Annotated in this window: 15 protein-coding genes and 1 tRNA gene; 13 read left to right on the forward strand and 3 right to left on the reverse strand. The window is 70.4% G+C overall.

Translation table 11 applies throughout. The features are described from left to right. Window positions 1-4 precede the first annotated feature (4 nt). The gene (locus tag ACZ5XZ_RS36150) at window positions 5-568 is read left to right on the forward strand and encodes an SUKH-3 domain-containing protein (protein ID WP_468986177.1); all 564 of its coding nucleotides are present in this window, start codon (window positions 5-7) and stop codon (window positions 566-568) included. A 60-nt stretch (window positions 569-628) separates the two neighbouring features. Here ACZ5XZ_RS36150 and ACZ5XZ_RS36155 read toward each other — a convergent pair whose 3' ends face one another. Then, window positions 629-2,077 carry a sensor histidine kinase gene (locus tag ACZ5XZ_RS36155; RefSeq protein ID WP_468986178.1) on the reverse strand — a complete coding sequence of 483 codons (1,449 nt, stop codon included), beginning with the start codon at window positions 2,075-2,077 and terminating at the stop codon, window positions 629-631. Window positions 2,078-2,233: 156 nt separating this feature from the next. Here ACZ5XZ_RS36155 and ACZ5XZ_RS36160 point away from each other — a divergent pair, with 156 nt between their 5' ends. The 7 genes from ACZ5XZ_RS36160 to ACZ5XZ_RS36190 all read left to right on the forward strand — a co-directional run bounded on the left by ACZ5XZ_RS36160 (window position 2,234) and on the right by ACZ5XZ_RS36190 (window position 7,900). Further along, window positions 2,234-3,088, forward strand: a complete 855-nt coding sequence (locus ACZ5XZ_RS36160; protein ID WP_468986180.1) for a hypothetical protein — start codon at window positions 2,234-2,236, stop codon at window positions 3,086-3,088. A gap of 29 nt (window positions 3,089-3,117) precedes the next feature. Beyond that, window positions 3,118-3,189, forward strand: a tRNA-Gln gene (locus ACZ5XZ_RS36165). A gap of 120 nt (window positions 3,190-3,309) precedes the next feature. Beyond that, window positions 3,310-4,764, forward strand: a complete 1,455-nt coding sequence (gene glmU / locus ACZ5XZ_RS36170) for a bifunctional UDP-N-acetylglucosamine diphosphorylase/glucosamine-1-phosphate N-acetyltransferase GlmU (protein ID WP_468986181.1) — start codon at window positions 3,310-3,312, stop codon at window positions 4,762-4,764. 75 nt (window positions 4,765-4,839) lie between these two features. Continuing rightward, window positions 4,840-5,814: a ribose-phosphate diphosphokinase gene (locus ACZ5XZ_RS36175; RefSeq protein ID WP_384440305.1), complete on the forward strand. Its 975-nt coding sequence runs from the start codon at window positions 4,840-4,842 to the stop codon at window positions 5,812-5,814. A 185-nt stretch (window positions 5,815-5,999) separates the two neighbouring features. Beyond that, window positions 6,000-6,596: a 50S ribosomal protein L25/general stress protein Ctc gene (locus ACZ5XZ_RS36180; RefSeq protein WP_468986184.1), complete on the forward strand. Its 597-nt coding sequence runs from the start codon at window positions 6,000-6,002 to the stop codon at window positions 6,594-6,596. A gap of 111 nt (window positions 6,597-6,707) precedes the next feature. Continuing rightward, on the forward strand, window positions 6,708-7,298 hold the full coding sequence (gene pth / locus ACZ5XZ_RS36185) for an aminoacyl-tRNA hydrolase (protein ID WP_468986186.1): 591 nt from the start codon (window positions 6,708-6,710) through the stop codon (window positions 7,296-7,298). A gap of 80 nt (window positions 7,299-7,378) precedes the next feature. Then, window positions 7,379-7,900 (forward strand): hypothetical protein, encoded by a 522-nt coding sequence (locus ACZ5XZ_RS36190; RefSeq protein WP_468986188.1) that lies wholly within the window; start codon window positions 7,379-7,381, stop codon window positions 7,898-7,900. 111 nt (window positions 7,901-8,011) lie between these two features. Here the strand turns inward: ACZ5XZ_RS36190 and ppc are convergent, their stop codons facing one another. Beyond that, window positions 8,012-10,777: a phosphoenolpyruvate carboxylase gene (gene ppc / locus ACZ5XZ_RS36195; protein WP_468986191.1), complete on the reverse strand. Its 2,766-nt coding sequence runs from the start codon at window positions 10,775-10,777 to the stop codon at window positions 8,012-8,014. Between the two features lie 302 nt (window positions 10,778-11,079). Here ppc and ACZ5XZ_RS36200 point away from each other — a divergent pair, with 302 nt between their 5' ends. Next, window positions 11,080-12,093: an acyl-CoA desaturase gene (locus ACZ5XZ_RS36200; protein WP_468986194.1), complete on the forward strand. Its 1,014-nt coding sequence runs from the start codon at window positions 11,080-11,082 to the stop codon at window positions 12,091-12,093. 22 nt (window positions 12,094-12,115) lie between these two features. Continuing rightward, window positions 12,116-12,802 (forward strand): TetR family transcriptional regulator, encoded by a 687-nt coding sequence (locus ACZ5XZ_RS36205; protein WP_468986197.1) that lies wholly within the window; start codon window positions 12,116-12,118, stop codon window positions 12,800-12,802. Window positions 12,803-12,827: 25 nt separating this feature from the next. Here the strand turns inward: ACZ5XZ_RS36205 and ACZ5XZ_RS36210 are convergent, their stop codons facing one another. Beyond that, a complete protein-coding gene (locus tag ACZ5XZ_RS36210) occupies window positions 12,828-13,649 on the reverse strand; it encodes a trans-aconitate 2-methyltransferase (RefSeq protein WP_468986200.1) in 822 nt (273 codons plus the stop codon). A gap of 165 nt (window positions 13,650-13,814) precedes the next feature. Here ACZ5XZ_RS36210 and ACZ5XZ_RS36215 point away from each other — a divergent pair, with 165 nt between their 5' ends. The 3 genes from ACZ5XZ_RS36215 to ACZ5XZ_RS36225 all read left to right on the forward strand — a co-directional run bounded on the left by ACZ5XZ_RS36215 (window position 13,815) and on the right by ACZ5XZ_RS36225 (window position 17,478). Further along, on the forward strand, window positions 13,815-14,312 hold the full coding sequence (locus tag ACZ5XZ_RS36215) for a MarR family winged helix-turn-helix transcriptional regulator (protein ID WP_384440326.1): 498 nt from the start codon (window positions 13,815-13,817) through the stop codon (window positions 14,310-14,312). Between the two features lie 315 nt (window positions 14,313-14,627). Beyond that, window positions 14,628-15,422, forward strand: coding sequence for an SDR family NAD(P)-dependent oxidoreductase (locus ACZ5XZ_RS36220; protein WP_468986202.1), 795 nt, complete (start codon window positions 14,628-14,630; stop codon window positions 15,420-15,422). A gap of 61 nt (window positions 15,423-15,483) precedes the next feature. Then, window positions 15,484-17,478 (forward strand): beta-galactosidase, encoded by a 1,995-nt coding sequence (locus tag ACZ5XZ_RS36225; protein ID WP_468986204.1) that lies wholly within the window; start codon window positions 15,484-15,486, stop codon window positions 17,476-17,478. The last annotated feature ends 2 nt before the right edge of the window (window positions 17,479-17,480 follow it).

A 17,480-nucleotide genomic window follows, 5' to 3' on the forward strand; every position in this document is an offset into this window, starting at 1 on the left:
CACCATGCCGCCCACCACCCCCGGCCCCCGCACCCCCACCCACGACCGCACCGGCTCCACCCGCTTCCCCGCCGCCGTCGACGTCGCCCTCCAAGAAGCCGGCTGGCAACCCGGCCGCTGGGACATAAAGCAGGCCGAACACTGGGCCGACACCCTCCGCGCCCACACCTCCCCCGCCGGCCACCGCCACACCGTCTTCCCCGCCGCCGTCGAAGCCTGGGCCGAATTCGGCGGCCTGCGCATCGCCGGACCCGGACCCGGCCGACACATCGCCCCCACCCCCTTCACCCTCGACCCCCTGCACGGACTCCACCTCGCCCGCACCCTCGGCGACCTCGGACGCGCCCTGGAGACCGACGTCGCCCCCCTGGGCCGCGAGGAACTCCCCGGCCCCGACGGCACCATCTACAGCCAGGCCACCCTCGCCATCGACACCGAAGGCCGCGTCTACAGCCTCGACCACACCGGCGACTGGTACCTCGGAGCCGACATCGACACCGCACTGGGCACCCTCGTACTCGGCACCCGACCCAGCCGGCTGGGAATCACCCCACCAAGCAGCGGCTGACCCACCGCCCGCCGGACACACCCCCCGGCGGACGCGACCCCGCACACCAGGTACGAGGACTCACCCGGCCGCAACCGCAGCAGGCACCACCGCCGACACCCGGAAGCCACCCGCCTCCGTCGGACCCGAGACGAACACGCCCCCCAGCGCCGTCACCCGCTCCCGCATCCCCACCAGCCCGTTGCCGCCGCTCGGCAGACCCGCATCCGCCGCACCGCCCTCACACGGCCCGTTCTCCACCTGCACCGCCAGCTCACCCTCCCGATGCGCCAGCCGCACCCGCGCCCGCGCACCCGGCGCATGCTTGTGCACATTCGTCAGCGCTTCCTGCACCACCCGGTACACCGTCTGCTCCACCCGCGCCCCATACCGGCGCCCAGCAGCCGACTCCCCCTCGCCGGCCCCCTCCACCGACAGCTCCACCACCATCCCGGCCGCCCGGGACTCCCCCACCAAAACCCCCAGATCGGCCAGACACGGCCCCTCAGGGTCCACCTCCGCCCCGGACACCGGCGCCCCCGCCGACCCCGCAGACCGCACCGGCACCGCCACCCGCGAACCGGCCCCCGACTCCGCCTCCCCCTCCACATCAGCCTTCGGCCGCGCCCGCGAAGCCACCGCCGCCAACCGCTCCGGCGCATCCGCCCCCGCAGAACCACGCACCGCCGGACCCTCGGCCGTCCGCAGCACCCCCAGCATCTCCCGCAGCTCCGTCAGCGCCTGCCGCCCCATGTCGCCCACCAGACCCGCGTTCTTCGACGCCTTCTCCGGATCCTTCAACGCCACCGCCTGCAACGCGGCCGCATGCACCACCATCAGACTCACCCGATGCGCCACCACGTCGTGCATCTCCCGCGCGATCCGCGTCCGCTCCTCGTTACGGGCCCACTCCGCCCGCTCCTCGGCCCGGTCCGCCAACAGCGACAGCTCCCGCTCCAGACCGTCCGCCCGCTCCCGCAGGCTCTCCACCAACCGCCGCCGCGCCCCGACGTACAACCCCCACAACACCGGCGGCGCCGTCAGCACCAGCCCCACCGCCAGCGACATCGCCGGCACGAACCACACCGGCGGATTGAAGTCCTCCTGCGCCGCGATGTCCTGCCGCATGCTGAGGAACGTCGTCACCAACGTCCCCGCCACGGTCATCCCCGCCAGCAGCGCCGTGATCCGACGCGGCACATCCGACGCGGCAAGCGTGTAGAGCCCCACCACGCTCAGCAGCCCGCCCATCTCCGCAGGCATCACCGCTATCGAAACCAGCACCACCGCCACCGGCCACCGCCGACGCACCAGCAACACCGGCCCCGCCACCAGGCCGAAGAACATCCCGAGCAACTCCGGCAGCTGCGCCTCCTGCGCAAACCGCACGCCCTCGAACATGCACTCCAGGCCCGAGGCCACCGCCAGCAACACATCCAGTACGGCACTGCGCCGCCGGACCCACCACCACGGCCCCGTCACCGGCGCACCCCGCGCGCCCACACCTTCACTTGCCCCCGTCGCGGTCATACCGACCAGCGTACGGGCGCCCGCGCCGGTTGCCCCGGCCCCTTCCCGACCACAGCTCTGGCCCATTACCAGCCGTTACCGCCGGTTATCCCTCGAAGTGTTGAATCGCCCACATTTTCGACGCTTTCGCGCACCCGTGCCCGCCACCCTGTTCCCATGACGCACACACATCGGGGACGCCTCGACCACGCATCGTTACGCCCCCGAGCCGTAGCCCTCCGCCGCGCCGGCCTCAGCCGCCGCCAGATCCGCGACCGGCTCGGCGTGTCGCTCACCGACGCCACGCTGACCCACCTCCTGGAGGGCGAACCGCCTCCTGAGTGGACCAAACGTCCGAACGCCAAGGACGGCCTGCGCGAGAAGGCCCGCGAGCTGCGGCGCGCAGGGAAGACGTACGACGCGATCGTGGCGGAGCTCGGGGTGTCCAAGAGCTCGGTCTCGCTCTGGGTCCGCGACCTGCCCAAGCCCAGGAAGTCGCCGGAAGCCATGCACCAGATGCGCGAGGCGCGGTGGGCGCCCTACCGCGCGGCGCGGGATCGGCAGATCGAGCAGACCAAAGCGAAGGCAGCCGAGCAGGTGGGCGAGTGCTCGGATCGCGAGCTCCTCCTCGTGGGAGCTGCCCTGTACTGGGCCGAGGGCGCCAAGAGCAAGCCGTACGCCCGGCGGGAGCACATCCAGTTCGTGAACAGCGACCCCGATGTCATCCGGGTCTTCCTGGCCTGGCTGCGCCTGCTCGGTGTGGAACCGGAGCGAGTGGGCTACCGCGTGATGATCCACGGCACCGGCGACGTCGAAGCCGCCGAGCGCTTCTGGGCCGATTCCGTCGGGGTCGATGTCGCCACGCTACAGAAGACGACGATCAAGAAACACAACCCCAAGACCGTGCGGAAGAACGTCGGCGAGGGGTACCACGGCTGTCTGGTGATCAGGGTGCTACAAAGTGCAGAGCTATACCGTCGCATCGAAGGCTGGTGGTACGGCATAGTGTTGGGTGCCACGCGGCCAGACTGACGGAATGTCCGGTTTGGGCCGCTCTACCATCCCCTGTGGTGTAATTGGCAGCACTGAGGCTTTTGGTGCCTTATGTCCGGGTTCGAGTCCTGGCAGGGGAGCCGCAAAAGTTCGGGTCCTGATCTTGCGATCAGGACCCGCTGTCGTTTCGGCCGCAATACGCCCCGGTATCCTTCGGATGACCACCACCCGAAGTAGCCAAGAAGCCGAAGGGCATCCCCGTGAGCGCCAACCGCCCGGCAGCCGTCGTCGTTCTCGCAGCGGGTGAGGGCACCCGCATGAAGTCGGCGACCCCAAAGGTCCTGCACGCCCTCTGCGGCCGCTCCCTCGTCGGGCATGTCGTCGCCGCCTCCCGTGAGCTGGACCCCCAGAACCTCGTCGTGGTCGTCGGCCACGCCCGTGAGCAGGTGCAGGCGCATCTCGCCGGGATCGACCCGGACGTGCGCACCGCCGTGCAGCACGAGCAGAAGGGCACCGGCCACGCCGTCCGTACGGCTCTGGAGGAGCTGAGCGGCAGCGGTGTGGTCCTCGACGGCACCGTGATCGTGGTCTGCGGCGACACCCCGCTGCTGACCGGCGAGACCCTCCGGCGGCTCGGTGACACCCATGCCGCGGACAAGAACGCGGTGACCGTGCTCTCCGCCGAGGTGCCGGATGCGACCGGCTACGGCCGGATCGTGCGTGACGCGGACACCGGCGCGGTGACGGCGATCGTCGAGCACAAGGACGCGAGCGACGCCCAGCGGGCGATCCGGGAGATCAACTCCGGGGTGTTCGCCTTCGACGCCAGGCTGCTGGTCGATGCGCTGGGCAAGGTGCGTACGGACAACAGTCAGGGCGAGGAGTACCTGACCGATGTGCTGGGGATCGTGCGGGAGGCGGGGCACCGGGTGGGTGCGGCCGTGGCCGGCGATCACCGCGAGATCCTCGGGATCAACAACCGGGTGCAGCTGGCCGAGGCCCGTCGGCTGCTGAACGAGCGGTTGCTGGAGCGGGCGATGCTGGCCGGTGTGACGGTCGTCGACCCGGCCTCGACGTTCGTCGACGTGTCGGTCGTCTTCGAGCAGGACGCGACGATCCATCCGGGGACGCAGCTGCTGGGGGCCACGAGTGTCGCCACCGGCGCCGAGGTGGGTCCGCATACGCGGCTGACGGATACGGCGGTCGGTGCGGGTGCCGTGGTGTCGTTCACGGTCGCGGAGGGTGCGCGTATCGGCGCGGGGGCGAATGTCGGTCCCTATACGTATCTGCGTCCGGGGACGGATCTTGGTCCGAAGTCGAAGGCCGGCGCGTATGTGGAGATGAAGAACGCGTCGATCGGCGAGGGGACGAAGGTTCCGCACCTGTCGTATGTGGGGGACGCGACGATTGGTGAGTTCACCAATATTGGCGCGGCGAGTGTGTTCGTGAATTATGACGGTGAGGCCAAGCACCACACGACCGTCGGTTCGCATTGCCGGACGGGGTCGGACAACATGTTTGTGGCTCCTGTCACGATCGGGGACGGCGCTTATACGGCGGCCGGCTCGGTCATCACCAAGGATGTGCCCCCGGGTTCGCTGGCGGTCGCGCGTGGCCAGCAGCGGAATATCGAGGGTTGGGTCGCGCGGAAGCGGCCCGGAAGCGCCGCCGCGCAGGCCGCTTCGGCTGCTCGCCGGGAGCCTGAGGGCGAGTAGTGATCGTGCAAAGGGTGCGCCGTGCGGGGCGTACCGTGATGAGCGCACGCAAACTGTGATTCGAGGAGATTTGCTGTGACCGGGATCAAGACGACCGGCGAGAAGAAGCTGATGCTCTTCTCCGGCCGCGCCCACCCCGAACTGGCGGAGGAGGTCGCGCATCAGCTGGGTGTCGGCCTGGTCCCGACGAAGGCTTTCGACTTCGCCAACGGTGAGATCTATGTCCGCTATCAGGAGTCCGCGCGTGGCGCGGATTGCTTCTTGATTCAGAGCCACACGGCTCCGATCAACAAGTGGATCATGGAGCAGCTGATCATGATTGATGCGTTGAAGCGGGCTTCCGCTCGGAGCATCACGGTGGTCGTGCCGTTCTATGGCTATGCGCGTCAGGACAAGAAGCACCGTGGCCGTGAGCCGATTTCGGCGCGGCTGATCGCGGATTTGATGAAGACCGCGGGTGCGGACCGTGTGGTGACGGTGGATCTGCACACGGACCAGATCATGGGCTTCTTCGACGGTCCGGTGGATCACCTTTTCGCGCTGCCGGTTCTCGCGGACTACGTGGGCGCGAAGGTGGATCGCGACAAGCTCACGGTGGTCTCCCCGGACGCGGGCCGGGTGCGGGTCGCCGACCGTTGGTGCGACCGGCTGGGTGCGCCGCTGGCGATCGTCCACAAGCGCCGGGACAAGGACGTGGCGAATCAGGTCACGGTCCATGAGGTCGTCGGTGATGTGGAGGGCCGGGTGTGTGTCCTGGTCGACGACATGATCGACACGGGTGGCACGATCTGTGCCGCGGCCGACGCGCTGTTCGCCAATGGTGCGGCGGATGTCATCGTGACGGCGACGCACGGTGTGCTGTCGGGTCCGGCGGCGGACCGGTTGAAGAACTCGAAGGTGAGCGAGTTCGTGTTCACCAACACGCTGCCCACGCCGTCCGAGCTGGAGCTGGACAAGATCACGGTGCTGTCGATGGCGCCGACGATCGCGCGGGCGCTGCGTGAGGTCTTCGAGGACGGCTCGGTGACGAGTCTGTTCGACGAGCAGTGAGCGATCTCTCGTACTGATTGATCGACTTTGGGGCGGCCTCCCGGCCGGGTAGACTCGTGGAGTTGCTCGGCGAGGGAGGCCGCCCTTTTGTGGTGGCTGTCCGTTATCGACGCGCTCTTCGTAGCAGGTCTGTCGTGGGCCGGGTGACGCCCACCAGATGTTTCTGCGATACGAGGAGTGCTGTTATGGCTGAGATCAAGCTTGCCGGTGAGCTGCGGAACGACTTCGGTAAGGGTGCTGCCCGCCGTCTGCGTCGTGAGGCGAAGGTTCCCGGTGTCATTTACGGTCACGGCGCGGAGCCGCAGCACGTCGCCGTGGACAGCCACGCGCTGATGATGGCCCTGAAGACCCCGAACGCGCTGCTGCGTCTGGAGTTCGACGGCAAGAGCGAGCTGGTCATCCCCAAGGCCGTGCAGCGTGAGGCGATCCGCCGGTTCCTGGTGCACGTGGACTTCCTGGCCGTGAAGAAGGGCGAGAAGGTCACCGTCGAGCTGCCGATCCAGACCGAGGGCGAGCTGGCCCCGGGTGGCAACCTGCTCGAGCACGTGCTGAACACCCTGCCGGTCGAGGCCGAGGCCACCCACATCCCGGAGTCGGTCACGGTCTCCATCGCGGGTCTGGACGCCGGTTCGTCGGTGCAGGCCAAGGACATCGCCCTGCCGTCGGGCACCACGCTGGCCGTTGAGGACGACGCCGTGGTGCTGCAGGTCGTCTCGGCGCAGGCGGAGGCGCCGGCCGAGGAGGCCGCCGAGGGTGAGGGTGCCGAGGGCGCCGAGGCCTGATCCTCTTCCGGGGTGGGCGGCTGTTGCCGGTGTGCCTCGGGTTCGTCTTTGTGACCGTCGTCCCGCGCTGTTGGCGTGGGGCGACGGTTGCGTTGTTGAAGGAGCGTGCAGATGACGGATGCAGGCAGCCCCTGGCTGGTGGTGGGGCTGGGTAATCCCGGTCCGGAGTACGCCGGCAATCGGCACAACGTCGGTTTCATGGTGGCCGATCTGTTGGCCGAGCGCATGGGTGGGCGTTTCAAGGCGCACAAGGCGCGGGCGCAGGTGGTGGAGGGTCGGATCGGTCCGCCGGGGCCGGGCAGTCGCCGGGTGGTGGTGGCGAAGCCGTTGTCGTTCATGAATCTGTCGGGTGGGCCGACGACGGCGTTGCGGGATTTCTACAAGGTCCCGGTGGCCAACATCGTGGCGGTTCATGATGAGTTGGATATTGATTACGGTGCGCTGCGGCTGAAGTTGGGCGGCGGTGACAACGGTCACAACGGTCTGAAGTCGATCACGAAGTCGTTGGGTGCGGAGTACCACCGGGTGCGTTTCGGGATCGGGCGTCCGCCGGGTCGTATGCAGGTGGCGGATTTCGTGTTGAAGGATTTCGGTTCGGCGGAGCGTCGGGAGCTGGATTACTTCGTGGATCGTGCGGCGGATGCGGTGGAGACGTTGATCGTGGAGGGGTTGGAACGGGCGCAGAGCACGTACAACACGTGAATGGGACAGTGCGGGTCAGGGTCTGACGAACTGTGGTCCGAGGTTGACCGGGTGCTGGTGGATGGCCAAGGATCGCCGCCATGCCCAGAAGCAGTACGCGCACGAGTTCGGTCAGACGCAGCCGTTCCCGGCGGGTGGGTGAGAGTGCCTATGGGGTGCTGCTCGTCGCCCGGACGGGGTTGATGGGGTTGCTGGCGTTGCTCCTGCTGGTGGCGGGTGTGTGGACGTCGTGGGGTACGGCGCAGTACGCGATGCTCGTCAAGGGGCGGGAGCGCGGTGCGATGACGGTGTCGGCGTGTGCGGGTGAGCGGTGCACGGGTCCGTTTGTGCCGGAGGGGGAGGGCCGGGGGGCCCGGAAGGTGTCGGTCGCGCGGGCGGCGGCGCCGGACAGGGGTGAGCGGGTCGAGGTGGTGCTCAAGCCGGGTTCGTCGCAGGCGGTGCGGTCGGGGCCGGCGGGGGTGTTGCATGCGTGGGTGCCGTTCGCGGGGTCGTTGTTGTTGGCGGCGCTGGTGGTGGCCGGGGGGATGCGGATGCGGCGTACGGCGTGGGTGATGGGTTTGTTGGGGGCGGTGTTGTTGGGGGCGGCGTTCGCCGCGATGTAGGGCGGGTGGCATAGGGGCTTGTCCGGCCCTGACCCAACGGACAGACGTAGCGACGACGGCGGCCGGCTCCTCGGGTGAGGGGCCGGCCGCCGTCGTGTGTGCGCGGTGGGGTCAGCCGGTGTTGCGCAGGCCGGCGGCGACGCCGTTGACGGTGAGCAGCAGTGCGCGGGCCAGCACGGGGTCGGCTTCGTCGCCGCGTTCGGCGGCGGTGCGCTGGCGGTGCAGGAGGGAGACCTGGAGGTAGGAGATCGGGTCGAGGTAGGCGTCGCGGATGTGGAAGGTCTGCTTGAGGACCGGGCTTGCGTCGAGGAGTTCGTTCTCTCCGGTGATGCGCAGGACCTCGGCGACGGTGAGTTCGTGCTCGGCCTTGATGACGTCGAAGACGTGCTTGAGCTCGTCGGGGACGAGGGTGTCGACGTAGTGCTGGGCGATCCGCAGGTCGGTCTTGGCCAGGGTCATCTCGACGTTGGACAGGAAGTTGCGGAAGAAGTGCCAGTGCTCGTGCATCTCGTCGAGGACGGGGTCGAGGCCGGCTTCGCGGGCGGCCTTGAGGCCGGTGCCGACGCCGAACCAGCCGGGGACGATCTGGCGGGACTGGGTCCAGCCGAAGACCCAGGGGATGGCGCGCAGGCCGTCGAGTCCGGCGCCGGAGTCGGGTCGGCGTGAGGGGCGGGAGCCCAGGTGCAGCTCGGCGAGCTGGTCGACGGGGGTGGAGGCGAAGAAGTAGGCGGGGAGGTCGGGGTCCTCCACGAGGCGGCGGTAGGCGCCGTGGGCGGCCTCGGAGACGGTCTCCATGGCGGCGTCCCAGCGGGCGAGGGCCTCGTCGGACTGGCGGGGTGCGGTGTGCAGGGCGGAGGCCTGGAGGGTGGCGGCGACGGTCAGCTCCAGGTTCTCCCGGGCCAGGGAGGGCACGAGGTACTTGTCGGAGATGACCTCGCCCTGTTCGGTGACCTTGATCTCGCCTTCGAGGGTGCCGTAGGGCTGGGCGAGGATCGCGTCGTGGGAGGGGCCGCCGCCGCGGCCGACGGTGCCGCCGCGGCCGTGGAAGAGGCGCAGTCGTACGCCGTGGCGGTGGGCGACGTCGCGCAGCAGGCGCTGGGCGCGGTGGATCTCCCACTGGGAGGTGGTGATGCCGCCGAACTTGGAGGAGTCCGAGTAGCCGAGCATGACTTCCTGGACGTCGCCGTTGAGGGCGACCAGGCGGCGGTAGGAGGGGTCGGCGAGCATTTCGTCGAGCAGCTGGTCGGCGATCTTGAGCTCGTCGGTGGTCTCCAGCAGCGGGACGATGCCGATCTTGGCCCAGCCGGCGTGCAGGTCGATCAGGCCGGCTTCGCGGGCGAGGACGGCGGCGGCGAAGACGTCGTCGGAGCCCTGGCACATGGAGATGATGTAGGACTCGACGACCTCGGGGCCGAAGGTCTTCTTGGCCTTGCCGATGGTGCGGAAGACGCCGAGGGTCTTGGCGCCGGCTTCGTCGAGGGGGGCCGGGGTGGGGGCCAGGGGGCGGCGGGAGCGCAGCTCCTTGGCGAGGAGCTTGCGGCGGTAGTCGCGCGGCATGTCCACGTAGCGCCAGGACTCCTCGCCGAGGCGGTCGAAGAGCTGGCCGAGGGCGTGGTGGTGGGCGTCGGCGTGTTCGCGGACGTCCATGGTGGCGAGCTGCAGGCCGAAGGCGCCGATGGTGCGGAGGGTGCGTTCGAGGCGGCCGTCGGCGACCAGGCCGCCGCGGTGTGCGCGCAGCGAGGTCTGGATGAGGGTGAGGTCGTCGAGGAGTTCGGCGGTGCCGAGGTAGTCGCGGCCGGGGACGTGGGGGGTGTCGGCGGCGAGGCGGTCGCGGGTGTTGACGAGCTTCTGCCGGATGCAGGTGGCCTTGAGGCGGTAGGGCTCCTCGGAGTTCAGGCGCTTGTAGCGGGGGCTGATCTCGGGGAGGAGTTCGAGGTCGTGCTGGAGGGAGGCCAGCAGCTCGTCGGTGGCGCCGCAGTTGCGGATGGAGTTCGACAGGGCGCCGCGGAGCTCGTCGACGTGTTCGAGGGCGTCGGTGATGCCGTGCTCGTGCTGGAGGATCAGGACGTCCCAGGTGACCTGGGGGGTGACGTTGGGGTTGCCGTCGCGGTCGCCGCCGATCCAGGTGCCGAAGGTGAGCGGGCGGGTGCCGGGGGGCAGCTCGGTGCCGGCGCGCTCCAGCTCGGCGGCGAGGTCTTCGAGGACGTCGCCGACGGCGCCGCGGCCCAGCTCGTCGAGGTAGTAGATGGCGTTGCGGGCTTCGTCGGTCGGCTCGGGGCGGGCGACGCGCAGCTCGTCGGTCTGCCAGATGAGGTCGATGTTCTCGGCCAGGCGCAGGTCGGTGCGGTGGCGCTCGGTGGCGTCGGTGCGGTCGAGGAGTTCGGCGACCTTGCGGAGCTTGGTGAGGACGGAGCGGCGGGCGGCCTCGGTGGGGTGTGCGGTGAAGACGGGGCGTACGCCGAGGTGGGCCGCGGTCTCGCGGAGGTGCTGGGGGTCGGCGTCCTTGAGCATGTCGGCGGTGCGGGCGAGGATGCCGCCCTCGGCGGCGCGGCGGGCGCGCAGCTCGCGGCCGCGGTGGACCTGCTCGGTGACGTTGGCGAGGTGGAAGTAGGTCGAGAAGGCGCGTACCAGCTTCGCGGCGGTGGCCAGGTCCGTGTCGCCGAGGAGCCGGGCCGCCGCCTCGCCGTCGGAGCGGGTCAGGGCGCGGACCCGCTCGACGAGGTCGAGGAGGTCGGGGCCTTCCTGCCGGACGAGGGTTTCGCCGAGGAGGTCGCCGAGGCGGCGGATGTCGGCGCGCAGGGCGACGTTGTCGCTCGGGCCGGCTTCGGGGCTGTCGGCGGGCGTGATCGCGGCGGGGTTGTTGTCGGCACTGCTCACTGGTGCGGCTCCTTGCGGCATTCAGGGACGTCGCGCCGCGACTCGCGGAGGGGTGGTGGCGGGCGACGGGTGGGCAGGTCTGATGCGGGCGGGTTGCGGACCGCGCTGTCCGACGTGCCCAGGATAGATCTGCCCGCTGTCAGCGGATCACACCGTCCGATGGGTGGGCATCTGTGGCGGGTGGTGCGGGTGTGAGGCCTGTCACGGCCTTGCCCGTGTCGGTGTCGCTGCCATACTTACGAGACCGTAGGTTACGGTCCCGTAGCCGTAGCCGTGCCCCCGAGCCCCCGACGAGGGACACCATGACCGCTGGCCCTGAAGCCGTAGAAGAATCACCGATTCCTGCCGATTCGCCCGTTGATCCGGCTACCGGTCGCCCGCTGCCGTCCGCGACGCTGGGCGGCGAACAGCGCAGGTCCGTCGAACAGATCACGCTCCTGCTCTTCATCACCGTCCCGTTCGTGGCGCTGGTGGCCGCGGTGCCGCTGGCCTGGGGCTGGGGGGTGAGCTGGCTGGATCTGGGCCTGATGACCGCGATGTACTACATCGGCTGCCACGGCATCACGATCGGCTTCCACCGCTACTTCACGCATGGCGCGTTCAAGGCGAAGCGCCCGCTGCGGATCGCGCTGGCGATCATGGGGTCGCTGGCGGTGGAGGGTCCGCTGGTGCGCTGGGTGGCCGATCACCGCAAGCACCACAAGTTCTCCGACGCCGAGGGCGACCCGCACTCGCCGTGGCGCTTCGGCGAGACGGTGCCCGCGCTGATGAAGGGCCTGTGGTGGGCCCACATCGGCTGGATGTTCGACGAGGAGCAGACCCCGCAGCACAAGTACGCACCGGACCTGATCAAGGACGATGCGGTGCGTGCGATCTCCCGCCAGTTCGTGGTGTGGACGACGGTGTCGCTGCTGATCCCGCCGCTGGTGGGCGGTCTGGTGACGTGGTCCTGGCAGGGCGCGCTGACCGCGTTCTTCTGGGGCTCGCTGGTGCGGGTGGCGCTGCTGCACCACGTGACGTGGTCGATCAACTCCATCTGTCACGCCGTGGGCAAGCGCCCGTTCAAGTCCCGCGACAGGTCCGGCAACGTCTGGTGGCTGGCGGTGCTGTCCTGCGGCGAGTCCTGGCACAACCTGCACCACGCGGACCCGACGAGCGCCCGGCACGGTGTGCTGCGGGGGCAGGTGGACTCCAGCGCCCGGCTGATCCGCTGGTTCGAGAAGGCGGGCTGGGCGTACGACGTGCGGTGGCCGAGCGCCTCGCGCATCGAGGCCCGGCGCAAGGAGATGGCCGCCGGGGGTACCTCCCCGCGGTAGTCGAGGAAGGCATGATTGACGGGTGGCGATCGACAGCAGCAGTACGAGCAGCAGCAAGGGCAAGCCTTCCGCGTCTGCGGGCACCCGGCGTGCCCGCAGGGTACGGATGACTGGTGCGGAGCGCCGGCAGCAGCTGCTGGACATCGGTCGCACGCTCTTCGCCGAGCGCGGCTTCGAGGGCACGTCGGTCGAGGAGATCGCGGCCAAGGCCGGCGTCTCCAAACCGGTGGTCTATGAGCACTTCGGCGGCAAGGAGGGGCTGTACGCGGTGGTCGTGGACCGCGAGATGCGCCAGCTGCTGGACATGGTGACCAGCGCGCTGACCGCCGGCCACCCCCGTGAGCTGCTCGAACAGGCGGCTTTCGCGCTCCTGGACTACATCGAGACCTTCACCGACGGCTTCCGCATCCTGGTCCGCGACTCCCCCGTCGCCCAGTCCACGGGTACGTTCGCCTCCCTGATCAGCGATATCGCCACCCAGGTCGAGGACATCCTGGGCCTGGAGTTCAAGGCCCGCGGCTTCGATCCGAAACTGGCCCCGCTCTACGCCCAGGCGCTGGTCGGCATGGTCGCCCTGACCGGCCAGTGGTGGGTGGACACCCGCAAGCCGAAGAAGGCCGAGGTGGCGGCCCACCTGGTGAACCTGGCCTGGCACGGCCTGGGCAACCTGGAGGCGAAGCCGCGGTTGATAGGGCATCGCAAGAACTGAGGTCGGGGCCTGGGAGGGGTGGGGGTCAGTCGGTCGGTTTCCGGGCGACGGCGAAGATGCGGCGGAAGGGGAAGACCGTGCCGTGCCGGCCCGTGGGGTAGGCCTTGCGGAGGGCGTCGCGGTATTCGGCGAGGAAGGCCTCGCGGGCGAGCGGGTCGTTCTCCAGTTCCGTCAGGACGGGGCGCAGGGCGGTGCCCTTGACCCAGTCGAGGACCGGGTCGTCGCCTTCCAGGAGCTGGACGTAGGTCGTCTCCCACACGTCGGTGGTGCAGCCGAGGTCGGTGAGGCGTTCGAGGTATTCGGCGGGCTCCAGGATGTGGACGAAGCGCCGGCCGTGGGTGGTGAGGCGCTGGCGCCACTGGGGGCTGTCGCACAGTTCGCCGAGCAGGGCGTGGCTGGGCGAGGTGAAGTTGCCGGGGACCTGGAAGGCGAAGGTGCCGCCGGGGGTGAGGGCGTCGATCCAGCGGGCGAAGGAGTCCGGGTGGTTGGGGACCCACTGCAGTGCCGCGTTGGAGACGATCAGGTCGTAGGGCTCGTCGGGAGTCCAGTCGGCGGCGTCGGCGGGCGCGAAGTCGAGGTGGCCGCCGCCCGGGGTGGGGCCGGTGTGGTTCTCGGCTTCTTTGAGCATCTCCGGGGAGTTGTCGTATCCGGTGATGTGCGCGTCGGTCCAGCGGGTGGCGAGTTGGACGGTGACGTTGCCCGGGCCGCAGCCCAGGTCGGCGATCCGGGCGGGGCGTTGCCGCCTGGGGAGTTCCGGGATCCGCGCGAGCAGGTCGTGGAAGGGGCGGGTACGGTGCCCGGAGTGGCGGAGGTACTGCTGCGGATCCCAGGTGGGCGCGTCGTGCATGTTCTGGACCCCTTTGCTGGTGCAGGGCTGACTCAAAGCTGGCACGGTCTGGTTCGGGCCGTCTCGGCTGGAAACCGAGCCCCCGCCGACGATGCCCCATAGTCCAGCGGAATATATCTTGACGTCAAGAGACTTCATGTCGACAGACCCTCTACACTGATCGTCATGGAGGACGAGGTCGACCGACTGGTCGCTGCATGGCGCCGTGAGCGCCCGGACCTCGACGTGGAACCGCTCGAGGTCCTCAGCCGCGTCTCCCGGCTGGCCAGACACCTCGACCGGGCCCGCCGCATCGCGTTCGCCGAGGTGGGGCTGGAGCCCTGGGAGTTCGACGTGCTGACCGCGCTGCGCCGGGCCGGGGCGCCGTATCAGCTCTCCCCCGGCGCGCTGCTGACGCAGACGCTGGTCACGTCCGGGACGATGACCAACCGCATCGACCGGCTGGCCAAGAAGGACCTCGTCGAGCGGCTGCCGGACCCCAGCGACCGGCGGGGAGTCCTGGTCAGGCTGACCGCCGAGGGCCGCGACAAGGCCGACCAGTCGCTGGCCGGACTACTGGTCCAGGAGCGTGCCATTCTCGCCGAACTCTCCCGCCAGCAGCGCGGCGAACTGGCCGGACTGCTAAGGCGGTTGACGGGTCCGTTCGACAACACCCCCGCATAGCGCGCGGCGACGGCGCAGGGCGGACAAGGACCGGCGGGCGGCGGCGCCCGGGGGCTTCCGGGCCGGAGGTCCGCCAACTTTCCGAGGTGGGTGAGGGGCGCGCGCTCCCGGGCATACGGCGCGGGCGCTCGCGTCCGAGGTGGCAGAGCCGGATGCACACCCCTCCGGGAAAGATCTACGACGGCGCGCGACAGACTGTTACGCGCCATATCTGACGGCGCACAAGCAGGTAAAGCGCGCCCCCTGAATTGACGCACGCCCCTCTCGTACCACGTCCCCTTGCCCCTCGCTCGCCTTGTGCACTTGGATCGCGCCATGAGCCAGCAGCGACCACCGCACCCGCCGAGCGGCCCGTACGGCAAGCGGTTCGAGGGCCGTACGGTCCTGGTGACCGGGGCCGCCGCCGGGATCGGGGCGGCCACCGCCGACCGGCTGGCCGCCGAGGGCGCCGGCGTCCTGCTGCTGGACATCGACGACGCACGCGGCGAGCACCTCGCACGGCGCATCAGGGCGGCCGGCGGCCGGGCCTCGTACGAGCACTGCGATGTGGCGGACGAGGCCCACTGGCAGCGGGCGGCGAAGGCCGCACGGCAGCGCTACGGGCCGGTGGACGGACTGGTCAGCAACGCCTTCCTGCCCCATGTGGCGGCCGCCGACGCCACCTCGCTCGCGGAGTGGGACCGGCAGCTCGCGGTGAACCTGACCGGCTCCTTCCTCGGCGTCCGCGCCACCCTTGAGGACCTGCGCGAACGCCACGGCGCGGTGGTGCTGACCTCGTCCGTGCACGCGCTGGTGGGCCTGCCGGGACGGCCCGCGTACGCGGCGGCCAAGGCCGGGCTGACCGGTCTGGGGCGGCAGCTGGCAGTCGAGTACGGGCCGCAGGTGCGGGTCAACAGCGTGCTGCCGGGCCCGGTGCTCACCGCGGCCTGGGACGGTATCGACGAGGCGCAGCGGCAGGCCAGCGCCGCGGAGACGGCGGCGCGGCGGCTGGGGCGGCCCGAGGAGGTCGCCGCCGCCATCGCCTTCCTGCTCTCCGACGAGGCGTCCTTCGTCACCGGCGCGAGCCTCGTCGTCGACGGCGGCTGGAGCGTGTACAAGAACTCGTCATGAGCGGGACCCGCCGACGGCGGCCCGCGACGCCCCGTCCGAGCTTCGATCCGTAGGGGGATCCATGGGCATCCAATTCGGCGGCGACTACAACCCCGAGCAGTGGCCCGAGGAGGTGTGGGCCGAGGACCTGAAGCTGATGAAGGCGGCCCACGTCACCATGGTCACCGCCGGGATCTTCTCCTGGGCGAGGGTCGAACCCCGGCCCGGGCAGTGGGACTTCAGCTGGTTCGACCGGGTCATGGACAACCTGGCCGGCGCCGGTGTCGCCGTCTGCCTGGCGACGATGACCGCCTCACCACCGCCCTGGCTCTCCCACGCGCACCCCGAGATCCTGCCCGAGGGCCCCGACGGGCAGCGCCGCTGGCCCGGCGGCCGGCAGCACTACTGCCCCTCCAGCCCCGTCTACCGCGCGCACGCCGTACGGCTCGTCGAGCAGCTCGCCACCCGCTACGCCGGCCACCCCGCGCTCGCCATGTGGCACATCGGCAACGAATACGGCTGCCACACCCGCCAGTGCTACTGCGCGGTGTCCGCCGAGGACTTCCGGCGCTGGCTGCGCGAGCGCTACGGGAGCGTGGCGGCGCTCAACGCCGCCTGGTCGACGGCCTTCTGGTCGCAGGGGTACGGCGACTTCGACGAGGTGCTGCCGCCCCGCACCGCGCCCACCTTCCCCAATCCCGCGCAGCAACTGGACTATCTGCGCTTCGGCGACGAGGCGCTGCGCGCCTGCTACCTCGCCGAGAAGGAGGTGCTGAACCGGCTGACGCCCGAGGTCCCGGTCACCACCAACCTGATGCCGCAGCACAAGCCGGTCGACGCGTTCGCCTGGTCGCCGCACATGGACGCGATGGCACTGGACTTCTACCAGGACCCCTACGCCGGTGACGACCACATCCGGGCCGGCTACGTCTTCGACCTGATGCGCTCGGCGCGCTCCGGGCAGCCCTGGCTGCTGCTCGAACAGGCGCCGAGCGCGGTCAACTGGCGGCCCCGCAACGGCCCCAAGCCGCCCGGGGCGATGCGGCTGTGGAGCTGGCAGGCCGTCGCCCAGGGCGCGGACGCGGTGCTGTTCTTCCAGTGGCGGCAGTCCCTGGGCGGCGCGGAGAAGTTCCACTCGGCGATGCTGCCGCACGGCGGGACCGATACCCGGATCTTCCGCGAAGTGACGGAACTGGGACGGGAGTTGGCGTCGCTCCCGGGCATCGAGGGGACCCGTTCGCGGGCCGAGGTGGCGCTGCTGGCGGACTGGCACAGCTGGTGGGCGCTGGAGCTGGACTCCAAGCCGTCGACCGCGCTGGAGCACTCCCGGATCGCGCTGGAGCACTACCGGCCGCTGTTCGAGGCGGGCGTGGCCTGCGACGTGGTGCCGCCGCAGCGGGAGCTGGACGGCTACCGGCTGGTCGTCGTGCCCAATCTGTATCTGCTGACCGCGCGCGACGCCGAGCGGCTGACGGCCTATGTGCGCGACGGCGGCCGGCTGGTCGTGTCGTTCTTCTCCGGGATCGTCGACGAGCACGACCGGGTGCACCCCGGCGGCGCTCCGGCGCCGCTGCGGGAGCTGCTGGGGCTGCGGGTGGAGGAGTTCTGGCCACTGGACGCGGGCCGTACGGTGGCGGTCGAGGGGGCCTACGCGGGGCGGGCCGACCTGTGGTCGGAGGCCATCGACCTCGAAGGGGCCAAGGCGCTCGCCCGCTTCACGGACGGGGACCTCGCCGGGCGGCCCGCGCTGACCCGGCACACCTACGGGCGGGGCACCGTCTGGTACCTCGGCACCCGGCCCGAACCGACGCTGATGCGGGCGCTGCTGGACGACGTACGCCGGGCGGCGGGCGTGGCACCGGTGGTGCCGGGGCTGCCGGCCGGCGTCCAGGCCACCGTCCGTGAGGGCGCCGGCGGGCGGTATCTGTTCCTGCTCAACCACGGCACGGACACCGTGGAGGTGGGGCTGCCGGAGCCGATGCGCGAGGCGCTGGCGGCGGACGGCGCGCGGTGCGGCGCCGTCGTCGACCGGGTCACGCTGGCGGCCCGGGGCGTGGCCGTACTGACCGACGGGTGAGG

Source organism: Streptomyces sp. NPDC033270 (assembly GCF_055576575.1).

Excerpts from the sequence above, each read along its gene's own strand:
- ACZ5XZ_RS36180 (WP_468986184.1), top strand. The coding sequence starts at position 6,000 with ATGGCTGAGATCAAGCTTGCCGGTGAGCTGCGGAACGACTTCGGTAAG.
- ACZ5XZ_RS36200 (WP_468986194.1), top strand. The coding sequence starts at position 11,080 with ATGACCGCTGGCCCTGAAGCCGTAGAAGAATCACCGATTCCTGCCGAT.
- ACZ5XZ_RS36225 (WP_468986204.1), top strand. The coding sequence starts at position 15,484 with ATGGGCATCCAATTCGGCGGCGACTACAACCCCGAGCAGTGGCCCGAG.
- ACZ5XZ_RS36155 (WP_468986178.1), bottom strand. The coding sequence starts at position 2,077 with ATGACCGCGACGGGGGCAAGTGAAGGTGTGGGCGCGCGGGGTGCGCCG.
- ACZ5XZ_RS36160 (WP_468986180.1), top strand. The coding sequence starts at position 2,234 with ATGACGCACACACATCGGGGACGCCTCGACCACGCATCGTTACGCCCC.
- ACZ5XZ_RS36215 (WP_384440326.1), top strand. The coding sequence starts at position 13,815 with ATGGAGGACGAGGTCGACCGACTGGTCGCTGCATGGCGCCGTGAGCGC.
- ACZ5XZ_RS36150 (WP_468986177.1), top strand. The coding sequence starts at position 5 with ATGCCGCCCACCACCCCCGGCCCCCGCACCCCCACCCACGACCGCACC.
- ACZ5XZ_RS36190 (WP_468986188.1), top strand. The coding sequence starts at position 7,379 with ATGCCCAGAAGCAGTACGCGCACGAGTTCGGTCAGACGCAGCCGTTCC.
- ACZ5XZ_RS36220 (WP_468986202.1), top strand. The coding sequence starts at position 14,628 with ATGAGCCAGCAGCGACCACCGCACCCGCCGAGCGGCCCGTACGGCAAG.
- pth (WP_468986186.1), top strand. The coding sequence starts at position 6,708 with ATGACGGATGCAGGCAGCCCCTGGCTGGTGGTGGGGCTGGGTAATCCC.
- ACZ5XZ_RS36210 (WP_468986200.1), bottom strand. The coding sequence starts at position 13,649 with ATGCACGACGCGCCCACCTGGGATCCGCAGCAGTACCTCCGCCACTCC.